12 protein-coding genes are annotated in these 14,420 nt (G+C 73.7%); 6 read left to right on the top strand and 6 right to left on the bottom strand.

Features of this window, described 5'->3' with window-relative positions:
- Window positions 1-198 precede the first annotated feature (198 nt).
- The 3 genes from ACFQ79_RS37595 to ACFQ79_RS37585 all read right to left on the bottom strand — a co-directional run bounded on the left by ACFQ79_RS37595 (window position 199) and on the right by ACFQ79_RS37585 (window position 2,632).
- The gene (locus ACFQ79_RS37595) at window positions 199-771 is read right to left on the bottom strand and encodes a SigE family RNA polymerase sigma factor (RefSeq protein WP_055599255.1); all 573 of its coding nucleotides are present in this window, start codon (window positions 769-771) and stop codon (window positions 199-201) included.
- A 157-nt stretch (window positions 772-928) separates the two neighbouring features.
- Window positions 929-1,927 (bottom strand): A/G-specific adenine glycosylase, encoded by a 999-nt coding sequence (locus tag ACFQ79_RS37590; RefSeq protein WP_383592091.1) that lies wholly within the window; start codon window positions 1,925-1,927, stop codon window positions 929-931.
- 33 nt (window positions 1,928-1,960) lie between these two features.
- Window positions 1,961-2,632: a phosphatase PAP2 family protein gene (locus tag ACFQ79_RS37585; protein WP_383592088.1), complete on the bottom strand. Its 672-nt coding sequence runs from the start codon at window positions 2,630-2,632 to the stop codon at window positions 1,961-1,963.
- Between the two features lie 248 nt (window positions 2,633-2,880).
- On the opposite strand from ACFQ79_RS37585, the gene ACFQ79_RS37580 reads away from it, so the two are divergent.
- A complete protein-coding gene (locus ACFQ79_RS37580) occupies window positions 2,881-3,750 on the top strand; it encodes a hypothetical protein (RefSeq protein WP_383592085.1) in 870 nt (289 codons plus the stop codon).
- 194 nt (window positions 3,751-3,944) lie between these two features.
- Here ACFQ79_RS37580 and disA read toward each other — a convergent pair whose 3' ends face one another.
- On the bottom strand, window positions 3,945-5,069 hold the full coding sequence (disA, locus tag ACFQ79_RS37575; RefSeq protein ID WP_056569600.1) for a DNA integrity scanning diadenylate cyclase DisA: 1,125 nt from the start codon (window positions 5,067-5,069) through the stop codon (window positions 3,945-3,947).
- Between the two features lie 261 nt (window positions 5,070-5,330).
- A complete protein-coding gene (gene radA / locus ACFQ79_RS37570; protein WP_383592083.1) occupies window positions 5,331-6,743 on the bottom strand; it encodes a DNA repair protein RadA in 1,413 nt (470 codons plus the stop codon).
- A 160-nt stretch (window positions 6,744-6,903) separates the two neighbouring features.
- Here radA and ACFQ79_RS37565 point away from each other — a divergent pair, with 160 nt between their 5' ends.
- The gene (locus ACFQ79_RS37565; protein WP_383592080.1) at window positions 6,904-8,706 is read left to right on the top strand and encodes a hypothetical protein; all 1,803 of its coding nucleotides are present in this window, start codon (window positions 6,904-6,906) and stop codon (window positions 8,704-8,706) included.
- Between the two features lie 185 nt (window positions 8,707-8,891).
- Here ACFQ79_RS37565 and ACFQ79_RS37560 read toward each other — a convergent pair whose 3' ends face one another.
- Window positions 8,892-9,719: a hypothetical protein gene (locus ACFQ79_RS37560; protein ID WP_383592077.1), complete on the bottom strand. Its 828-nt coding sequence runs from the start codon at window positions 9,717-9,719 to the stop codon at window positions 8,892-8,894.
- A gap of 41 nt (window positions 9,720-9,760) precedes the next feature.
- Here ACFQ79_RS37560 and ACFQ79_RS37555 point away from each other — a divergent pair, with 41 nt between their 5' ends.
- The 4 genes from ACFQ79_RS37555 to ilvD all read left to right on the top strand — a co-directional run bounded on the left by ACFQ79_RS37555 (window position 9,761) and on the right by ilvD (window position 14,366).
- The gene (locus tag ACFQ79_RS37555) at window positions 9,761-10,693 is read left to right on the top strand and encodes a Ppx/GppA family phosphatase (RefSeq protein ID WP_383592074.1); all 933 of its coding nucleotides are present in this window, start codon (window positions 9,761-9,763) and stop codon (window positions 10,691-10,693) included.
- A gap of 248 nt (window positions 10,694-10,941) precedes the next feature.
- A complete protein-coding gene (locus ACFQ79_RS37550; RefSeq protein WP_266966736.1) occupies window positions 10,942-11,778 on the top strand; it encodes a sugar phosphate isomerase/epimerase in 837 nt (278 codons plus the stop codon).
- Entirely contained in the window at window positions 11,775-12,386 is a 612-nt protein-coding gene (locus ACFQ79_RS37545; protein ID WP_383592070.1) for a TetR family transcriptional regulator, read from the top strand. Before ACFQ79_RS37550 ends, ACFQ79_RS37545 begins: the two co-directional genes overlap by 4 nt.
- Window positions 12,387-12,512: 126 nt before the next feature.
- Window positions 12,513-14,366, top strand: coding sequence for a dihydroxy-acid dehydratase (gene ilvD, locus ACFQ79_RS37540; RefSeq protein ID WP_383592068.1), 1,854 nt, complete (start codon window positions 12,513-12,515; stop codon window positions 14,364-14,366).
- The last annotated feature ends 54 nt before the right edge of the window (window positions 14,367-14,420 follow it).

Raw genomic sequence — 14,420 nt, 5'->3', positions numbered from 1 at the left:
GGGAGCCGGTGCCGCGGGGGGACCTGGGGGCATTGGACCCCCCGCGGGCGCCGTGCCCGGCGGTCGCCGTGATGCTCGCCGCATGGGCGGTACGGCGCCGGGGCCGCCGCCCGGTTCCGTACCGGTCGTCGCCGCCGGGGCCGCCACCGCTGTCGATGTCGCCTTCGCCGTCGTGTCTTCTGCCGTCGGCTTCGCCGTCTAGGCCGCGCACCGCTCCCGCCCCCGCTCGTCGCCTCGTACGGTCGTCCGCTCTCCGGTCCGCCCCAGGGCTCGGGCGTCGAGATCACGGCTCTCCAGCTCCTGGCGGAGCCGGGCGAGCGCCCGGTGGAGCGTCGACTTCACCGTACCGGTCGACATGCCGAGCGCCGCCGCCGTCTCCTCGGTGCTCATCTGTTCCCAGTGCCGCAGGACGACGACGCTGCGCTGCTTCGGCGCGAGGACCTTCAGGATGTCCATGAGGAGGGCCCGGTCGGCGTGCTGCTCGGTCGGGTCGTCGACGCAGGCGTCGGGCAGCTGCTCGGTCGGCACCTCTTCGAGCTTGCGGGAGCGCCACCACTCGGTCCGGGTGTTGATCATCACCCGGCGGAGGTAGGCGTCGGCCAGGGACTTGTCGGCGATGCCGTCCCAGCGGCCGTACGTACGGGCGAGGGCCGTCTGCAGGAGGTCCTGGGCGTCGACGGGGTCGGCCACGAGACGACGTGCACTGCGCAGCAGCGCGTCCTGCCGCGTGCGTACGTACTCCTCGAAATCGAGCACCTCGCCATGCCTCATCCGAACCGCCTCCGAACCCCGTGACCTGCTTCGTTCCTCGTGTCGTCGATGACGCTACGGAGCGGTTGTCACGGGGCTGTGCGGGGCAGCCATCGGTGGACGCACGGCTACCCGTCGGTTGTGTAACAGCGCGATGAGGGGGCGGGCGGCGCCCGGTTCAGGCCACGGGCAGCCGGTAGAGCCCGTCGTCCAGCGGTTCGACCAGGCCGTCGGCGACCAGGCCGTCCAGGGCCCTGGCCCGCTGCACCGGCTCGTCCCAGACCTTGTCCAGCACCGCCTGCGCCACCGGTTCCGTCGACTCCCGCAGCACCGCGAGGAGCCGGCCCCGGACCTGCCGGTCGGTCCCGGCGTACGTCTGGCCGCGGCGCGGCGGGCCGTCGTGCGCGGGCTTCCCCGCGAGCCGCCAGGCGCACTGCCCGGCGATCGGGCAGCGCCCGCAGTCCTCGCTCTTCGCCGTGCAGACGAGCGCGCCCAGTTCCATCGAGGCGGCGGCCCAGCGGGAGGCCGTCGCCTCGTCCGCCGGCAGCAGCGCGCGGGCGAGCCGGCGCTCCGCGGCCGTCGTCGCGTTCGGCGGGTACTGGACGCCCGTCGCCGCCCGCGCGAAGACCCGGCGCACATTGGTGTCCAGGACGGCGTGCCGCTGCCCGTACGCGAAGGAGGCCACCGCGGCCGCCGTGTACTCGCCGATGCCGGGCAGCGCGAGCAGCTGCCCGTGATCGCGCGGTACGTCGCCGCCGTGCCGTTCCTTTATGGCCACGGCCGCCGCGTGCAGCCGCAGGGCCCGGCGCGGATAACCGAGCCGGCCCCAGGCGCGGACCGCCTCACCGGGGGCGTCCGCGGCCAGATCGGCCGGGCGCGGCCAGCGCGCGAGCCACTGCTCGTACACCGGGAGCACCCGGACGACGGGCGTCTGCTGGAGCATGAACTCGCTGACCATGACACCCCAGGCCCCGGCCTCGGGGTGGCGCCAGGGCAGGTCGCGGGCGTGCCGGTCGAACCAGGCGAGGACGGGCCCGTGCAGCTCGGCGGGGGGCGTGGGAAGGGCGGGGGCCTCGAAGGCCCCGGAGGCCGCGAGGGCCTCGGCGCCGTCCGAGGCCCCGGGGGCTTCGGCGGCGGCGGGGGCGGCCGGCGTGAGGGGAGCGTCGATGGAAGTCATGGCACCTCCGATCCTGGCACGTCCCCGACGCGATCAGTACGCGCCGTGGCGGGCGTGCGGGGGGTCCTCGGCGCGCGCGGGGGCGTGAGCCCGGGGCCCACGCCCTGCGCACCACACCACGGCCGAGCTCCGGCTCGACCGGGCCGTATCCACCAGAGCGCCCACCGGCCGCACCGCCGCCCGCATGACGAGGAAGGCGACCAGACCGCCGAGGAGCAGACCGACGGTCACGTCGTGCGGGTAGTGCACGCCGACGAAGACCCGGGAGAACGCCATGAGCAGCGCCATCGGCACGGTCAGCCAGACGATCCCGCGCCAGGAGAGGGCGAGCGCGATCGCGGCCGCGCCGGCGATGGCCGAGTGGTTGCTGGGGAAGGACCAGTCGCCGTACGGCGGGCAGGTGACGAGCGGGTCGGGCGCCCCGAGGACGGCACGGCACGGACGGTCCTCGTCGACCAGCGACTTCAGCGACTCGCTCACCACGTACCCGAAGGCCGTGGCGAGCGGGGCGAGCAGCGCGAGCGCCATCGCCCGGCTCGAGCCTTCGCGGGAGCGCCACCAGCCGGCCAGGAACAGCGCGCCGAACAACAGCAGTCCGGCCTCGGTCCAGACCTCGGCGAGCCACTGGAACCAGTGGGGGGTCGCGTGGGCGAAGTCGGCGACATCGAGATAGAGCCGGTCGGAGAGGTCGAGGAGGGTGTTCATGGTGAAAGACGCTAACCGGAATCCGGAGTCCACCGCCCCGGGCCAACGGCCAGAACGACCCCCGACGAAAGTGGGGGTGTTCGCGATTCGCTCCGGTTCCCGCCGGTTTCGGGCGGGCTCGCACGAGCTTCGGAGCACCGTTCCGGGAAAAGTTCCCGGAACCGACGGATGTGATCATCGGCAAAACTTGATGTCTCGGGCGGCGGGTGGGGCGGGAGTTGGCCCGGATCTCTCGTAAGGTTCGGGTCGTGGGATCTTTGCGCAATCCGGTCGGGCCGCTTCCCTCCACCATCTACTGGCGACGGAGGGCGGTGGCGGCGTGCCTGGTGGCGCTTCTCGCGCTCCTCGCCGTCTGGGCCGTCACCTCCGGTGACGGGGGCGGGAAGAAGGCGAACGACGGGGCCAACGGCGCCTCTTCCACTCCTCCCTCCATCACTCCGGGCCCCTCGGGCACCGGCGAGGCGATCAGCCAACAGCCGGGCGGGCGCGACGAGTCGGGCGACTCCGGCGGCAGCGGAGACACCACCGGCGGCACCGGAGGCCCGGGCGACTCGGCCGGTTCCGGTACGGACCCGGGATCGGGCACCGACGCCGGTGCGGACGCGGGTACGGCCGCCGGAACCGAAGGCGGCGGCAAGAACGGCGACACCGACGGCGCGGGCGGCGACGGTGGCGCGGGCACCGGTGCGGGACAGCAGGTCCCGGCCGACTCCCCGCTCCCGAACTGCCCTGCCGGAGCACTGCAGTTGACGCTCCGCAGCGCCAAGGTCAGCTACGAGACGGGGGAGAGCCCCCGCTTCCAGCTCGTCGCCAGGAACACCTCGAAGGCCGCCTGCAAGGCCGACTTCGGGCCCCGCGCCGCGGTTCTGACGATCAGTGACAAGCAGGACGACGAGGTCTGGTCCTCCGCCGACTGCCCGCGCCCCGGAGACCCGGTCCTGCTGCGCGTCCCGGCGGGCGCCACCGTCACCCACACCGTGGAGTGGGACCGCGGGCGCAGCGCCCCGCGGTGCGCCACCGCCCCGGCGGGCCAGGCCGGCCCCGGCACCTACCTCGTGGAGGCGACGATGCCGGGCGCGAAGATCCTCCCGGCCTCGTTCACGCTCGCCAAGGACTGAACGGCCGGGACCGGTCGGCCGAGGACTGAACGGCCGAGGGCTGAGCGGCCGGGACCGAACGGCCGAGGGCTGAGCGGCCGGGACCGAACGGCCGGGATCGAGCGGCCGGCACCGCTCGGCCGAGGGCCGAAGCTCCGGGCACTCAAAGTCAGGCCCGGTCGGTCAGGGCCTTCGACGGCGCCGAGCGGTACGTCCTAGACGTACCGCTCCAGGATCGAGGACTCCGCCAGCCGGGACAGGCCCTCGCGCACGCTGCGGGCGCGGGCCTCGCCGACGCCGTCCACGGTCTGGAGGTCGTCCACACTCGCCGCGAGCAGCTTCTGCAGCCCGCCGAAGTGCTCCACGAGCCGCTCGATGATCGCGCCGGGGAGCCGCGGCACCTTGGCGAGGAGCCGGTAGCCGCGCGGCGAGACGGCCGAGTCCAGGGTCTCGGGCGAGCCGCTGTAGCCCAGGGCCCGCGCCACGACCGGCAGTTCCAGCAGCTCGGTGTGGGTCAGCGCGTCCAGCTCGGTGAGCGCCTCCGCGACCGTCCGCGAGCGCTTGGCCGTCGGCTCCGGCACGTAGTCCCGGATGACCAGCTCGCGCTCCGGCTCCACGCCCGCGATCAACTCGTCCAGCTGGAGCGAGAGGAGCCGCCCGTCCGTGCCGAGCTCGACCACGTACTCGGCGATCTCGGTGGCGATCCGGCGGACCATCTCGAGCCGCTGGGCGACGGCGGTGACGTCCCGGACCGTGACCAGGTCCTCGATCTCCAGCGCGGAGAGCGTGCCGGCCACCTCGTCCAGCCGGAGCTTGTACCGCTCCAGGGTCGCGAGCGCCTGGTTGGCCCGGGACAGGATCGTGCCCGACTCCTCCAGGACCCGGCGCTCACCGTCCACGTACAGCGCGATCAGCCGCATCGACTGGGAGACGGAGACGACCGGGAAGTTGCACTGCTTGGAGACCCGGTCCGCCGTGCGGTGCCGGGTGCCGGTCTCCTCGGTGGGGATGGAGGCGTCCGGAACCAGCTGCACGCCCGCGCGGTGGATCTTGGTGATGTCCTTGTCGAGGACGAGCGCGCCGTCGAGCTTGCACAGCTCGCGCAGGCGCGTGGCGGCGAACTCGACGTCCAGCACGAAACCGCCGGTGCACATCGAGTCGACCGTCTTGTCGAGGCCGAGCACGATGAGACCGCCCGTGTTGCCGCGGAGGATCCGCTCCAGGCCGTCACGCAGCGCGGTGCCGGGCGCGACGGCGCTCAGCGCGGCGCGCATCAGCGCTTCGTTGCCGGAGCCCGCGCCGGACTTTCCAGGAGCTGCTGCCCCGTCCTTGGCTGCCACTGCTCTCCTCCGGCTCGTACGGATGGGCGAGACCAGGGCAAAGTCTAGCGACACCACCCCGCCGCCCTCCGCCCCCGACCGATCGCGGTGGTCCGAAAGGCGTCCCCGCCCCGACACGGACCTAACCCTCCGCGTCTTTGCGAAGCGTACGGAGCGAACCGTCCGCGCGGTGTGAACATTCGGCGTCGACCGCTCCGGGTCCCTCCGGCCGGTGCCTCCGGCGAGGGGCCGAACCGGCCGGTCGAGCCCCGCCGCGGCCCGCTACTTCTCCGCCCCCTCCGCCCCCTCCGGCGTCTTCGCGCGGCGACCGCGCGGGAGCACCCGCAGCGCGTCGCCCATGTCCGCGACCTCCGTCACCTTCATGCCGGGCGGCACCTTGCCCGGGTCCGAGGGGACCAGCGCGTGCGTGAAGCCCAGCCGGTGCGCCTCGGCCAGCCGGCGCTGGACGCCGGTCACCCGCCGGACCTCGCCGGCGAGGCCGACCTCGCCGATCGCCACCAGGTTCTTCGGCAGCGGGGTGTCGCTCGCCGCGGAGGCGAGCGCGAGCGCGATCGCCAGGTCGGCGGCGGGCTCGGTGAGCTTCACGCCGCCCACGGTCGCGCTGTAGATGTCCCGCTTGCCCAGCGCGCTGATCCGGCCGCGCTGCTCAAGGACCGCCAACATCATCGAGACCCGGGAGGTCTCCAGACCGGAGACGGTCCGGCGCGGCGACGGGATCTGGCTGTCCACGGTCAGCGACTGGACCTCGGCGACCAGCGGGCGGCGGCCCTCCAGGGTGACCGTCAGACAGGTGCCCGGCACGGCCACGTCACGCCGGGTCAGGAAGAGCCCGGAGGGGTCGGCCAGGCCCGTGATGCCCTCGTCGTGGAGTTCGAAGCAGCCGACCTCGTCGGTCGCCCCGTACCGGTTCTTCACGCCGCGGACCAGCCGCAGGCGCGCGTGCCGGTCGCCCTCGAAGCTCAGCACGACGTCGACCAGGTGTTCCAGGAGCCGGGGGCCGGCGATCGCCCCGTCCTTGGTGACGTGGCCGACGAGGAGCGTGGACATGCCGCGCTCCTTGGAGGCCCGGATGAGCGCGCCGGCGACCTCGCGGACCTGGGCCATGCCGCCGGGCGCGCCGTCGATCTCGGGGGAGGCGACGGTCTGCACCGAGTCCATGATCAGCAGCGAGGGCTTCACGGCGTCGAGGTGCCCGAGGACGGCCGACAGGTCGGTCTCGGCGGCGAGGTACAGATGGTCGCTGAGGGCGTTGATCCGGTCGGCGCGCAGCCGGACCTGGCTCGCGGACTCCTCGCCGGTGACGTAGAGCGTGCGGTGCTCGTCGCTGGCCGCCTTGGCCGCCACGTCGAGCAGGAGCGTGGACTTGCCGACGCCCGGCTCGCCCGCGAGCAGCACGACGGCGCCGGGCACCAGACCCCCGCCGAGGACCCGGTCCAGCTCGTCGACGCCGGTCGAGCGGGCGGTCGCCTGCCGGCCGTCGACCTGTCCGATGGGGACGGCGGCGGTGGAGACCCGGCCGGCCGCGGTCGTCCGGACGGCGGGCGCGCCGTACTCCTCGACCGTCCCCCAGGCCTGGCACTCGGGGCAGCGGCCGAGCCACTTGGCCGTCTGCCAGCCGCACTCGGTGCAGCGGTAGGACGGCCGGTCCTTGGTCGATTTCGTACGGGCAGCCATGTCGCCACCGTAGCGGCAGCCACCGACAGCCGGCGCCGAGTCTCCACAGGCCCCCGGAATGTCAGATTCCTGTCCCCTTTCGAGCGATACCTTCACCCGTAAGAATGAGAAGAACGCGACCGGTACGAAAAGCGCCCCCTGCGCTGCCTACGGTCGACCGGTGACGAGCAGCAGGCTGGATTCCCCCGCACGCACCACCGGCGCACACCGGGCGCACCGCGCCACGGACCAGGGACCGCGCCCGCTCGGCCGGAGGCCCCCCGCCCGCTACGAGGCCGCCCTCGACGGCCTCTTCACGTACTGCCTCTCCGTGCTCTGCGACCACGACACGGCCACCGCCGTCCTCGGCGACGTCCTCGCCGTCGCCGAGCGCCACCACGGCCGCTGCCCCTCGGACGAGGACGGCCGCACGGCCTGGCTGTACGCCCTCGCCCGCTGGGCGTGCCTGCGCAGCCTCGGCGAGCAGCGCCGCCGGCGCCAGGGCGCCCACACGGGGCGCCCCGCCGTCACCGCCCCCGAGCCGCCCCGGGTCCCCGAGGAGACCGCCGAGCGGCGCCGCGCCGAACTCGCCCGGCTCGCCTGGCCCGAGGCCGCCGGCACCACACCCGAGCAGCGCGAGGCCCTGGAACTGGCCGTACGGCACGGTCTCAGCCACCGTCAGGTCGCCGCCGTGCTCTCCCTCGACCCGCTCGCCGCCCGCGAGCTCCTCGCCACCGCCGGCTGCGAGGTCGAGCGCACCCGTGCCGCCCTCGCCGTCGTCGAGACCGGCAGCTGCCCCACCGTGGCCCGGCTCACCGGCGACCACCAGGTGCTGCTGTCGGCCGCCCTGCGCGCGGAACTCGTCCGGCACGTCGACGACTGCCCCCGCTGCCGGAAGGCCGCCGAGCGCGTGGGTGCGGCCGGCCCCTGGCCCGGTGCCGGAGCGCTGCCACAGGCCCGACTGCCGCTCGTCGAGGCGCCCAGGGCGGCCGCGTACATGGCGATGCTGCACGTCCCCCGCGCGCGTGCCGGCGCCCCGCGCTTCTCGCCGACCGGCTTCCCGATGGACCCGAAGGACCATGTGGCGCGCCGCGACCGGCTGCGGGCCCGCGCGGTGACGACCACCGTCGTCGCGGCCGTGGTCGCCGCGCCCGTCCTCGCCCTGTGGACCTCCTACCGGGGCACCCCGGTCGCCGACACGAGCGCCCGCGACGGATCCCGGATCAGCGCGCGCGAGGCGGACGAACCGGACGGCCCCGACGGACGCCCGTACGACCACTACGAGAACGCGGGCAACGCCCGCACCACCCCCGAGCCCCGCTTCACCCGGGGCAGCCGCGCCCCCGACGTCTCCGTCGAGGTGCTCAGCCCCGGCGGTCCCACCGGCCCCGCGGGCCCCGGCGCACCGGGGGAGCCCGCCGCCGGCTGGGTCACGGTCTCCGCGCGCGGCCACGGCGATCTGACGCTGCTCACGCTCACCGCCTCCGGCGGGTCCCCCGTCGACTGGTCGCTGTGGACGGACGCGCCCTGGCTGTACGTGAGCCGGGCCTCCGGCACCCTCCGCCCGGGCGAGACGATCACCGTCACCGTCCGCGTCGACCACGGCCGTGAGCCGCACGGCGCGTGGAGCGCCCGGATCGGGGTGAACCCCTCCGGTGCGGTGGTCAGGATCGACGGACGCGGACAGACCGCGCCGCCGCCGCCGGTCGTCGTCGACCCGGTGACACCGCCGCCGACCACGACCGAGCCCACCACGCCGCCGACGAGCCCGCCCACGTCGGAGCCGACCACGCCGCCGCCGACCACGGAGGAACCGCCTCCGACGACCGAGCCGACCGACCCGCCGACGAGCCCGCCGACCACGGAGCCGACCACCCCGCCGCCGACCACGGAGGAACCGCCTCCGACGACGGACCCGGGCCCGACGGAACCGACCACGCAGCCCCCGACGACGGAGGAACCGCCCCCGCCGTCGTCGTCCTGAAACCCGGCGGGGGCGCCGCGCGAGGGGCGCCGGCCCGGCGCCGGACGCGAGGCCGACCGGGCGCCGGTCGGGGGGCCGGCCGGGCGCCGGACGCGAGGCCGACCGGCCGCCTCGCGTCACGGCAGACCCGGCCGGCGCCGGCGCTTCGAGGTGCTAGCGCTTCGGGGTTCTCGCGCTTCGAGGTGCTAGCGCTTCGGGTCGGCCGGGTGCGGCGCCACCAGCGGCAGCTGCGAGGAGAGCCGCGCCTCGCACAGCCCGACCAGGACCTCGTACGCCTCCTTGCCCATCATCTCGGTGAGCTCCGGCCGGTACGTGACGTAGACCGGCTCCCCGGCGCCGTGCGCCGACGTCGCCGACGTGCACCACCAGTGCAGGTCGTGACCGCCCGGACCCCAGCCCCGCCGGTCGTACTCACCGATCGACACCTGGAGGACCTTGGTGTCGTCGGGCCGCTCGATCCAGTCGTACGTACGCCGCACCGGCAGCTGCCAGCAGACGTCCGGCTTGGTCTCCAGCGGCTCCTTGCCCTCCTTCAGGGCCAGGATGTGCAGCGAGCAGCCCGCGCCGCCCGCGAACCCCGGACGGTTCTGGAAGATGCAGGATCCCTCCCAGCGGCGGGTCTGCCGGTCGCCGTCCTCGTCGAGCTGGGTCCAGCCCGAGTCCGTACCGACGTCGTGGAACTGCCACAGCTCCGGGGTGAGGCGTGCCACGTGCGTCGCGACCCGCTTCTCGTCGTCCTCGTCGGAGAAGTGCGCGCCCAGCGTGCAGCAGCCGTCGTCGGCCCGGCCCGCCTGGATCCCCTGGCAGCCGCTGCCGAAGACGCACGACCAGCGCGAGGTCAGCCAGGTCAGGTCGCAGCGGAAGATCTGCTCCTCGTCGGCCGGGTCGGGAAACTCGACCCACGCGCGCGCGAAATCGAGGCCCTTCTCGTCCGGCTCCACGTTCTTGCCCCGCTTCTTGGCACTCTTGACCGCACTGTCTTTGCCCGGTTTCGCCTTTTTCGTCTTTGGCACAAGTCCAAGCGTATGCGGGTCGGCGCAGTAGCGTTCCGCCCATGAGACTCGGAGTCCTCGACGTCGGTTCGAACACAGTGCACTTCCTGGTGGTGGACGCCCACCCCGGCGCCCGGCCGCTGCCCGCCCATTCCCACAAGGCGGAGCTGCGGCTCGCCGAACTTCTCGACGAGAAGGGCGCGATCGCGCCCTTCGGCGTCGAGCGGCTCATCGCGACCGTCCGGGACGCGCTGCTCGCCGCCGAGGACAAGGGCTGCGAGGAGGTGCTCCCGTTCGCGACCTCCGCGGTCCGCGAGGCGACCAACGCGGACGCCGTCCTCGCGCGCGTGAGGGACGAGACGGGCGTCGACCTCCAGGTCCTCACCGGTGAGGAGGAGGCCCGGCTCACCTTCCTCGCGGCCCGCCGCTGGTTCGGCTGGTCCGCGGGCAAGCTGCTCCTCCTCGACATCGGGGGCGGTTCCCTCGAAGTGGCGTACGGCATCGACGAGGACCCCGACACGGCGGTCTCCCTGCCGCTCGGCGCGGGCCGGCTGACCGCCGGCTGGCTGCCGGGCGACCCGGCCGACTCCGCCGACGTGAAGGCGCTCCGCCGCCATGTGCGCGCGCAGATCGCCCGTACGGTCGGCGAGTTCAGCCGCGCCGGCCGGCCCGATCACGTCGTGGCCACCTCCAAGACCTTCAAGCAGCTGGCGAGGATCGCCGGCGCCCCCGGCTCGGGGGAGGGCCTCTACGTCCAGCGGGTGCTGACCCGAGCGTCCCTGGAGGAGTGGGTCCCGCGCCTGGCCGGCATGACCGTTCCCGAGCGCGCCGCGCTGCCGGGCGTCTCGGAGGGCCGCGCCGGACAGCTCCTCGCGGGCGCGATGGTGGCGGAGGGCGCGATGGACCTCCTCGGCGTGGAGGAGCTGGAGATCTGTCCCTGGGCCCTGCGCGAGGGCGTCATCCTGCGCCGTCTGGACCACCTGCCGGAGGAGTAGCGCGTAGGGGGCAGGGCGCACGGGGCAGGGCGTACGGGGCCACGGCGTACGAGGGGCGTGAGGGCCGCGGCGTACGAGGAGGCACGTACGGGGCAGAGGCCTACGGGGGGCAGGGACGTGCGGGCCGGCGGCGCACGGGAAGCGCCCCCACCGCGCGCCGTCCGTGCCCCCGTTCACGCGCGCGTGCCCCGGCCGGGCGTGACCGGAACCACCCCCCGGCTCCCCGACGGGCCCCGTACCCTGTCTCCGTGGCAGAACCAGTGGTGCGCATCCCGGATGCGAAGGTCGCCCTGTCGACGGCCTCGGTCTATCCGGAGTCGACGGCGACGGCCTTCGAGATCGCCGCGCGCCTCGGGTACGACGGTGTCGAGGTCATGGTGTGGACCGATCCGGTCAGCCAGGACGTCGAGGCACTGCGCCGGCTCTCCGACTACCACCAGGTCCCGATCCTGGCCGTCCACGCCCCCTGCCTCCTCATCACCCAGCGCGTCTGGTCCACCGACCCGTGGGTCAAGCTCCAGCGCGCCCAGGCCGCGGCCGAGCGCCTCGGCGCGTCGACGGTCGTCGTGCACCCGCCGTTCCGCTGGCAGCGCCAGTACGCCAAGGACTTCGTCACCGGCATCTGGCGGATGGCGGACGAGACCGATGTGCGGTTCGCCGTCGAGAACATGTACCCGTGGCGGTACAAGGACCGCGAGATGCTCGCGTACGCCCCCGAGTGGGACGTCACCAAGGACGACTACCGGCACTTCACCGTCGACCTCTCCCACACGGCGACCGCCCGCACCGACGCCCTCTCGATGATCGACCGCATGGGCGACCGGCTCGGCCACGTCCACCTCGCCGACGGCAAGGGCTCCGCCAAGGACGAGCACCTGGTCCCGGGGCGCGGCACGCAGCCCTGCGCCGAGCTCCTGGAGCGCCTGGCCCGCACCGGCTTCGACGGCCATGTCGTCATCGAGGTCAACACCCGCCGCGCGATGTCAGCCGCCGAACGCGAGGCCGACCTCGCCGAGGCCCTGGCCTTCACCCGGCTCCACCTCGCCTCCGCGGCCACCCGCCCGTCCCGGGTGCCGCGCCCGTGACCGAACCGTCCCCCCGCAGGCGCGGCCGCCCGTCCCGTACCGAGGAGGAGAGCGGACCGGGCGCGCGGGAGCGGATCCTGGAGGCGGCCCGCGCCCAGTTCGCGGAGCGCGGCTACGACAAGACCTCGGTCCGCGGCATCGCCAAGGCGGCCGGTGTCGACGCGGCCCTCGTCCACCACTACTTCGGTACGAAGGACGAGGTCTTCGCGGCGGCGATCGAGGTCTCCTTCGAGCCCGCGTCGGTCGTCCCGGCGATCGTCGGCGGCCCGCGCGAGACCATCGGGGAACGGCTCGCCCGGTTCTTCATCGGCGTCTGGGAGAACCCGGTCAGCCGCGCCCCGCTCCTCGCGATCGTCCGCTCCGCGCTCACCCACGAGGCCGCGGCCAAGGTGCTCAGGACCTTCGTGCTGCGGCGGCTCCTGGAGCGGATCGCGGACGAGCTCGACGTACCGGACCCCAGGTTCCGTGCGGAGCTGGCTGCCTCCCACATGATCGGGATCGCGATCCTGCGGTACGTGATCCAGGTCGAGCCGATGGCCTCGGTGGACCCGGAGGAGATCGTGGCCATGGTGGCCCCGACCCTCCAGCGCTATCTGACCGAGGCCTGAGCCCCACCGGGCGGCCGCTGACCGAAAGCTGAACAGCCGGTCCGCCATGCGGACGCGCTGTCCAGATCTTGGTCCTTCGGCGTACGCTCGAAAGCAAGCACCCCCATCACTGAGGAGCGAGCGACGATGCCCGAGCTGAGGTCCCGCACAGTCACCCACGGCCGCAACATGGCGGGCGCACGCGCCCTTATGCGCGCCTCCGGTGTACCCGGCGCGGACATCGGCCGGAAGCCGATCATCGCGGTCGCCAACTCCTTCACGGAGTTCGTCCCGGGCCACACCCACCTGCAGCCCGTCGGCCGGATCGTCTCCGAGGCCATCACGGCCGCCGGCGCCATCCCGCGCGAGTTCAACACGATCGCCGTCGACGACGGCATCGCCATGGGCCACGGCGGCATGCTCTACTCGCTGCCCTCCCGCGACCTGATCGCGGACAGCGTGGAGTACATGGTCGAGGCGCACTGCGCCGACGCCCTGATCTGCATCTCCAACTGCGACAAGATCACCCCCGGCATGCTGATGGCCGCCCTGCGCCTCAACATCCCGACGGTCTTCGTCTCCGGCGGCCCGATGGAGTCCGGCCGGGCGACCCTCGTCGACGGCACGGTCCGCACGCTCGACCTGGTCGACGCGATCTCCGACGCGGTGAACCCGAAGATCTCGGACGAGGACATCGCCCGCATCGAGGAGAACGCCTGCCCGACCTGCGGCTCCTGTTCCGGCATGTTCACCGCCAACTCGATGAACTGCCTGACCGAGGCCATCGGCCTCTCCCTGCCGGGCAACGGCTCGATGCTCGCCACCCACACCGGCCGCAAGGCGCTGTACGAGAACGCCGCCCGCACGGTCGTCGAGATCACCCGGCGCTACTACGACGAGGACGACGCCTCCGTCCTGCCGCGCTCGATCGCGACCCGCGCGGCCTTCGAGAACGCCATGGCCCTCGACATCGCCATGGGCGGCTCGACCAACACGATCCTGCACCTGCTCGCCGCCGCCCAGGAGGCCGAGCTCGACTACGGCCTGCCGGACATGGACGAGGTCTCGCGCCGGGTGCCCTGCCTGGCCAAGGTCGCCCCGAACGTCGCCAAGGACCGCACGTACTACATGGAGGACGTGCACCGGGCGGGCGGCATCCCCGCCATCCTCGGCGAGCTCTACCGCGCCGGCCTCCTCAACGAGGACGTCCACTCCGTCCACTCCCGCTCCATCAAGGAGTGGCTGGACGCCTGGGACGTGCGCGGCGGCTCCCCGACCGACGAGTCCGTCGAGATGTGGCACGCGGCCCCCGGCTGCGTCCGTTCGGCGACCGCCTTCTCGCAGTCCGAGCGCTGGGAGGCGCTCGACGTGGACGCGGCCGGCGGCTGCATCCGCGACGCGGCCCACGCGTACTCCAAGGACGGCGGCCTCGCCGTGCTGCACGGCAACCTCGCCGCCGACGGCTGCGTCGTGAAGACGGCCGGCGTCGACGAGTCGATCTGGACCTTCGAGGGCCCGGCCGTGGTCTGCGAGTCGCAGGACGAGGCCGTCGAGAAGATCCTGAACAAGCAGGTCACGGACGGCGACGTGGTCGTCATCCGCTACGAGGGACCGCGCGGCGGCCCCGGCATGCAGGAGATGCTCTACCCGACCTCCTTCCTCAAGGGCCGCGGCCTGGGCAAGACCTGCGCGCTGGTCACCGACGGACGCTTCTCGGGCGGCACGTCCGGACTGTCCATCGGCCACGCGTCGCCGGAGGCGGCCTCGGGCGGCACGATCGCCCTCGTCGAGGACGGCGACCGGATCCGCATCGACATCCCGAACCGCTCCATCGAGCTCCTCGTCGACGAGGCCACCCTGGCCGCCCGCCGCGAGGCGCTGAACGGCGTGTACGAGCCGAAGAACCGGCAGCGCAAGGTGTCGGCGGCCCTGCGCGCCTACGCGGCGATGGCGACGAGCGCCGACAAGGGCGCGGTCAGGGACGTGTCGAAGCTGGGCTGAAACCGGCGCGGCAGGACGCGGTAGGACCTGGGACGGCGGGGAGCGGGCGGAGAC

The organism is Streptomyces sp. NPDC056480 (assembly GCF_042795405.1).
Taxonomy (GTDB): domain Bacteria; phylum Actinomycetota; class Actinomycetes; order Streptomycetales; family Streptomycetaceae; genus Streptomyces.
The sequence above is the reverse complement of the archived record's forward strand: the minus strand, read 5'-3'. Positions and strand labels throughout refer to the sequence as shown.

Coding starts and splice junctions, on each gene's coding strand:
- ACFQ79_RS37595 (WP_055599255.1), bottom strand. CDS start 771: ATGAGGCATGGCGAGGTGCTCGATTTCGAGGAGTACGTACGCACGCGG.
- ACFQ79_RS37590 (WP_383592091.1), bottom strand. CDS start 1,927: ATGACTTCCATCGACGCTCCCCTCACGCCGGCCGCCCCCGCCGCCGCC.
- ACFQ79_RS37585 (WP_383592088.1), bottom strand. CDS start 2,632: ATGAACACCCTCCTCGACCTCTCCGACCGGCTCTATCTCGATGTCGCC.
- radA (WP_383592083.1), bottom strand. CDS start 6,743: ATGGCTGCCCGTACGAAATCGACCAAGGACCGGCCGTCCTACCGCTGC.
- ACFQ79_RS37555 (WP_383592074.1), top strand. CDS start 9,761: ATGAGACTCGGAGTCCTCGACGTCGGTTCGAACACAGTGCACTTCCTG.
- ilvD (WP_383592068.1), top strand. CDS start 12,513: ATGCCCGAGCTGAGGTCCCGCACAGTCACCCACGGCCGCAACATGGCG.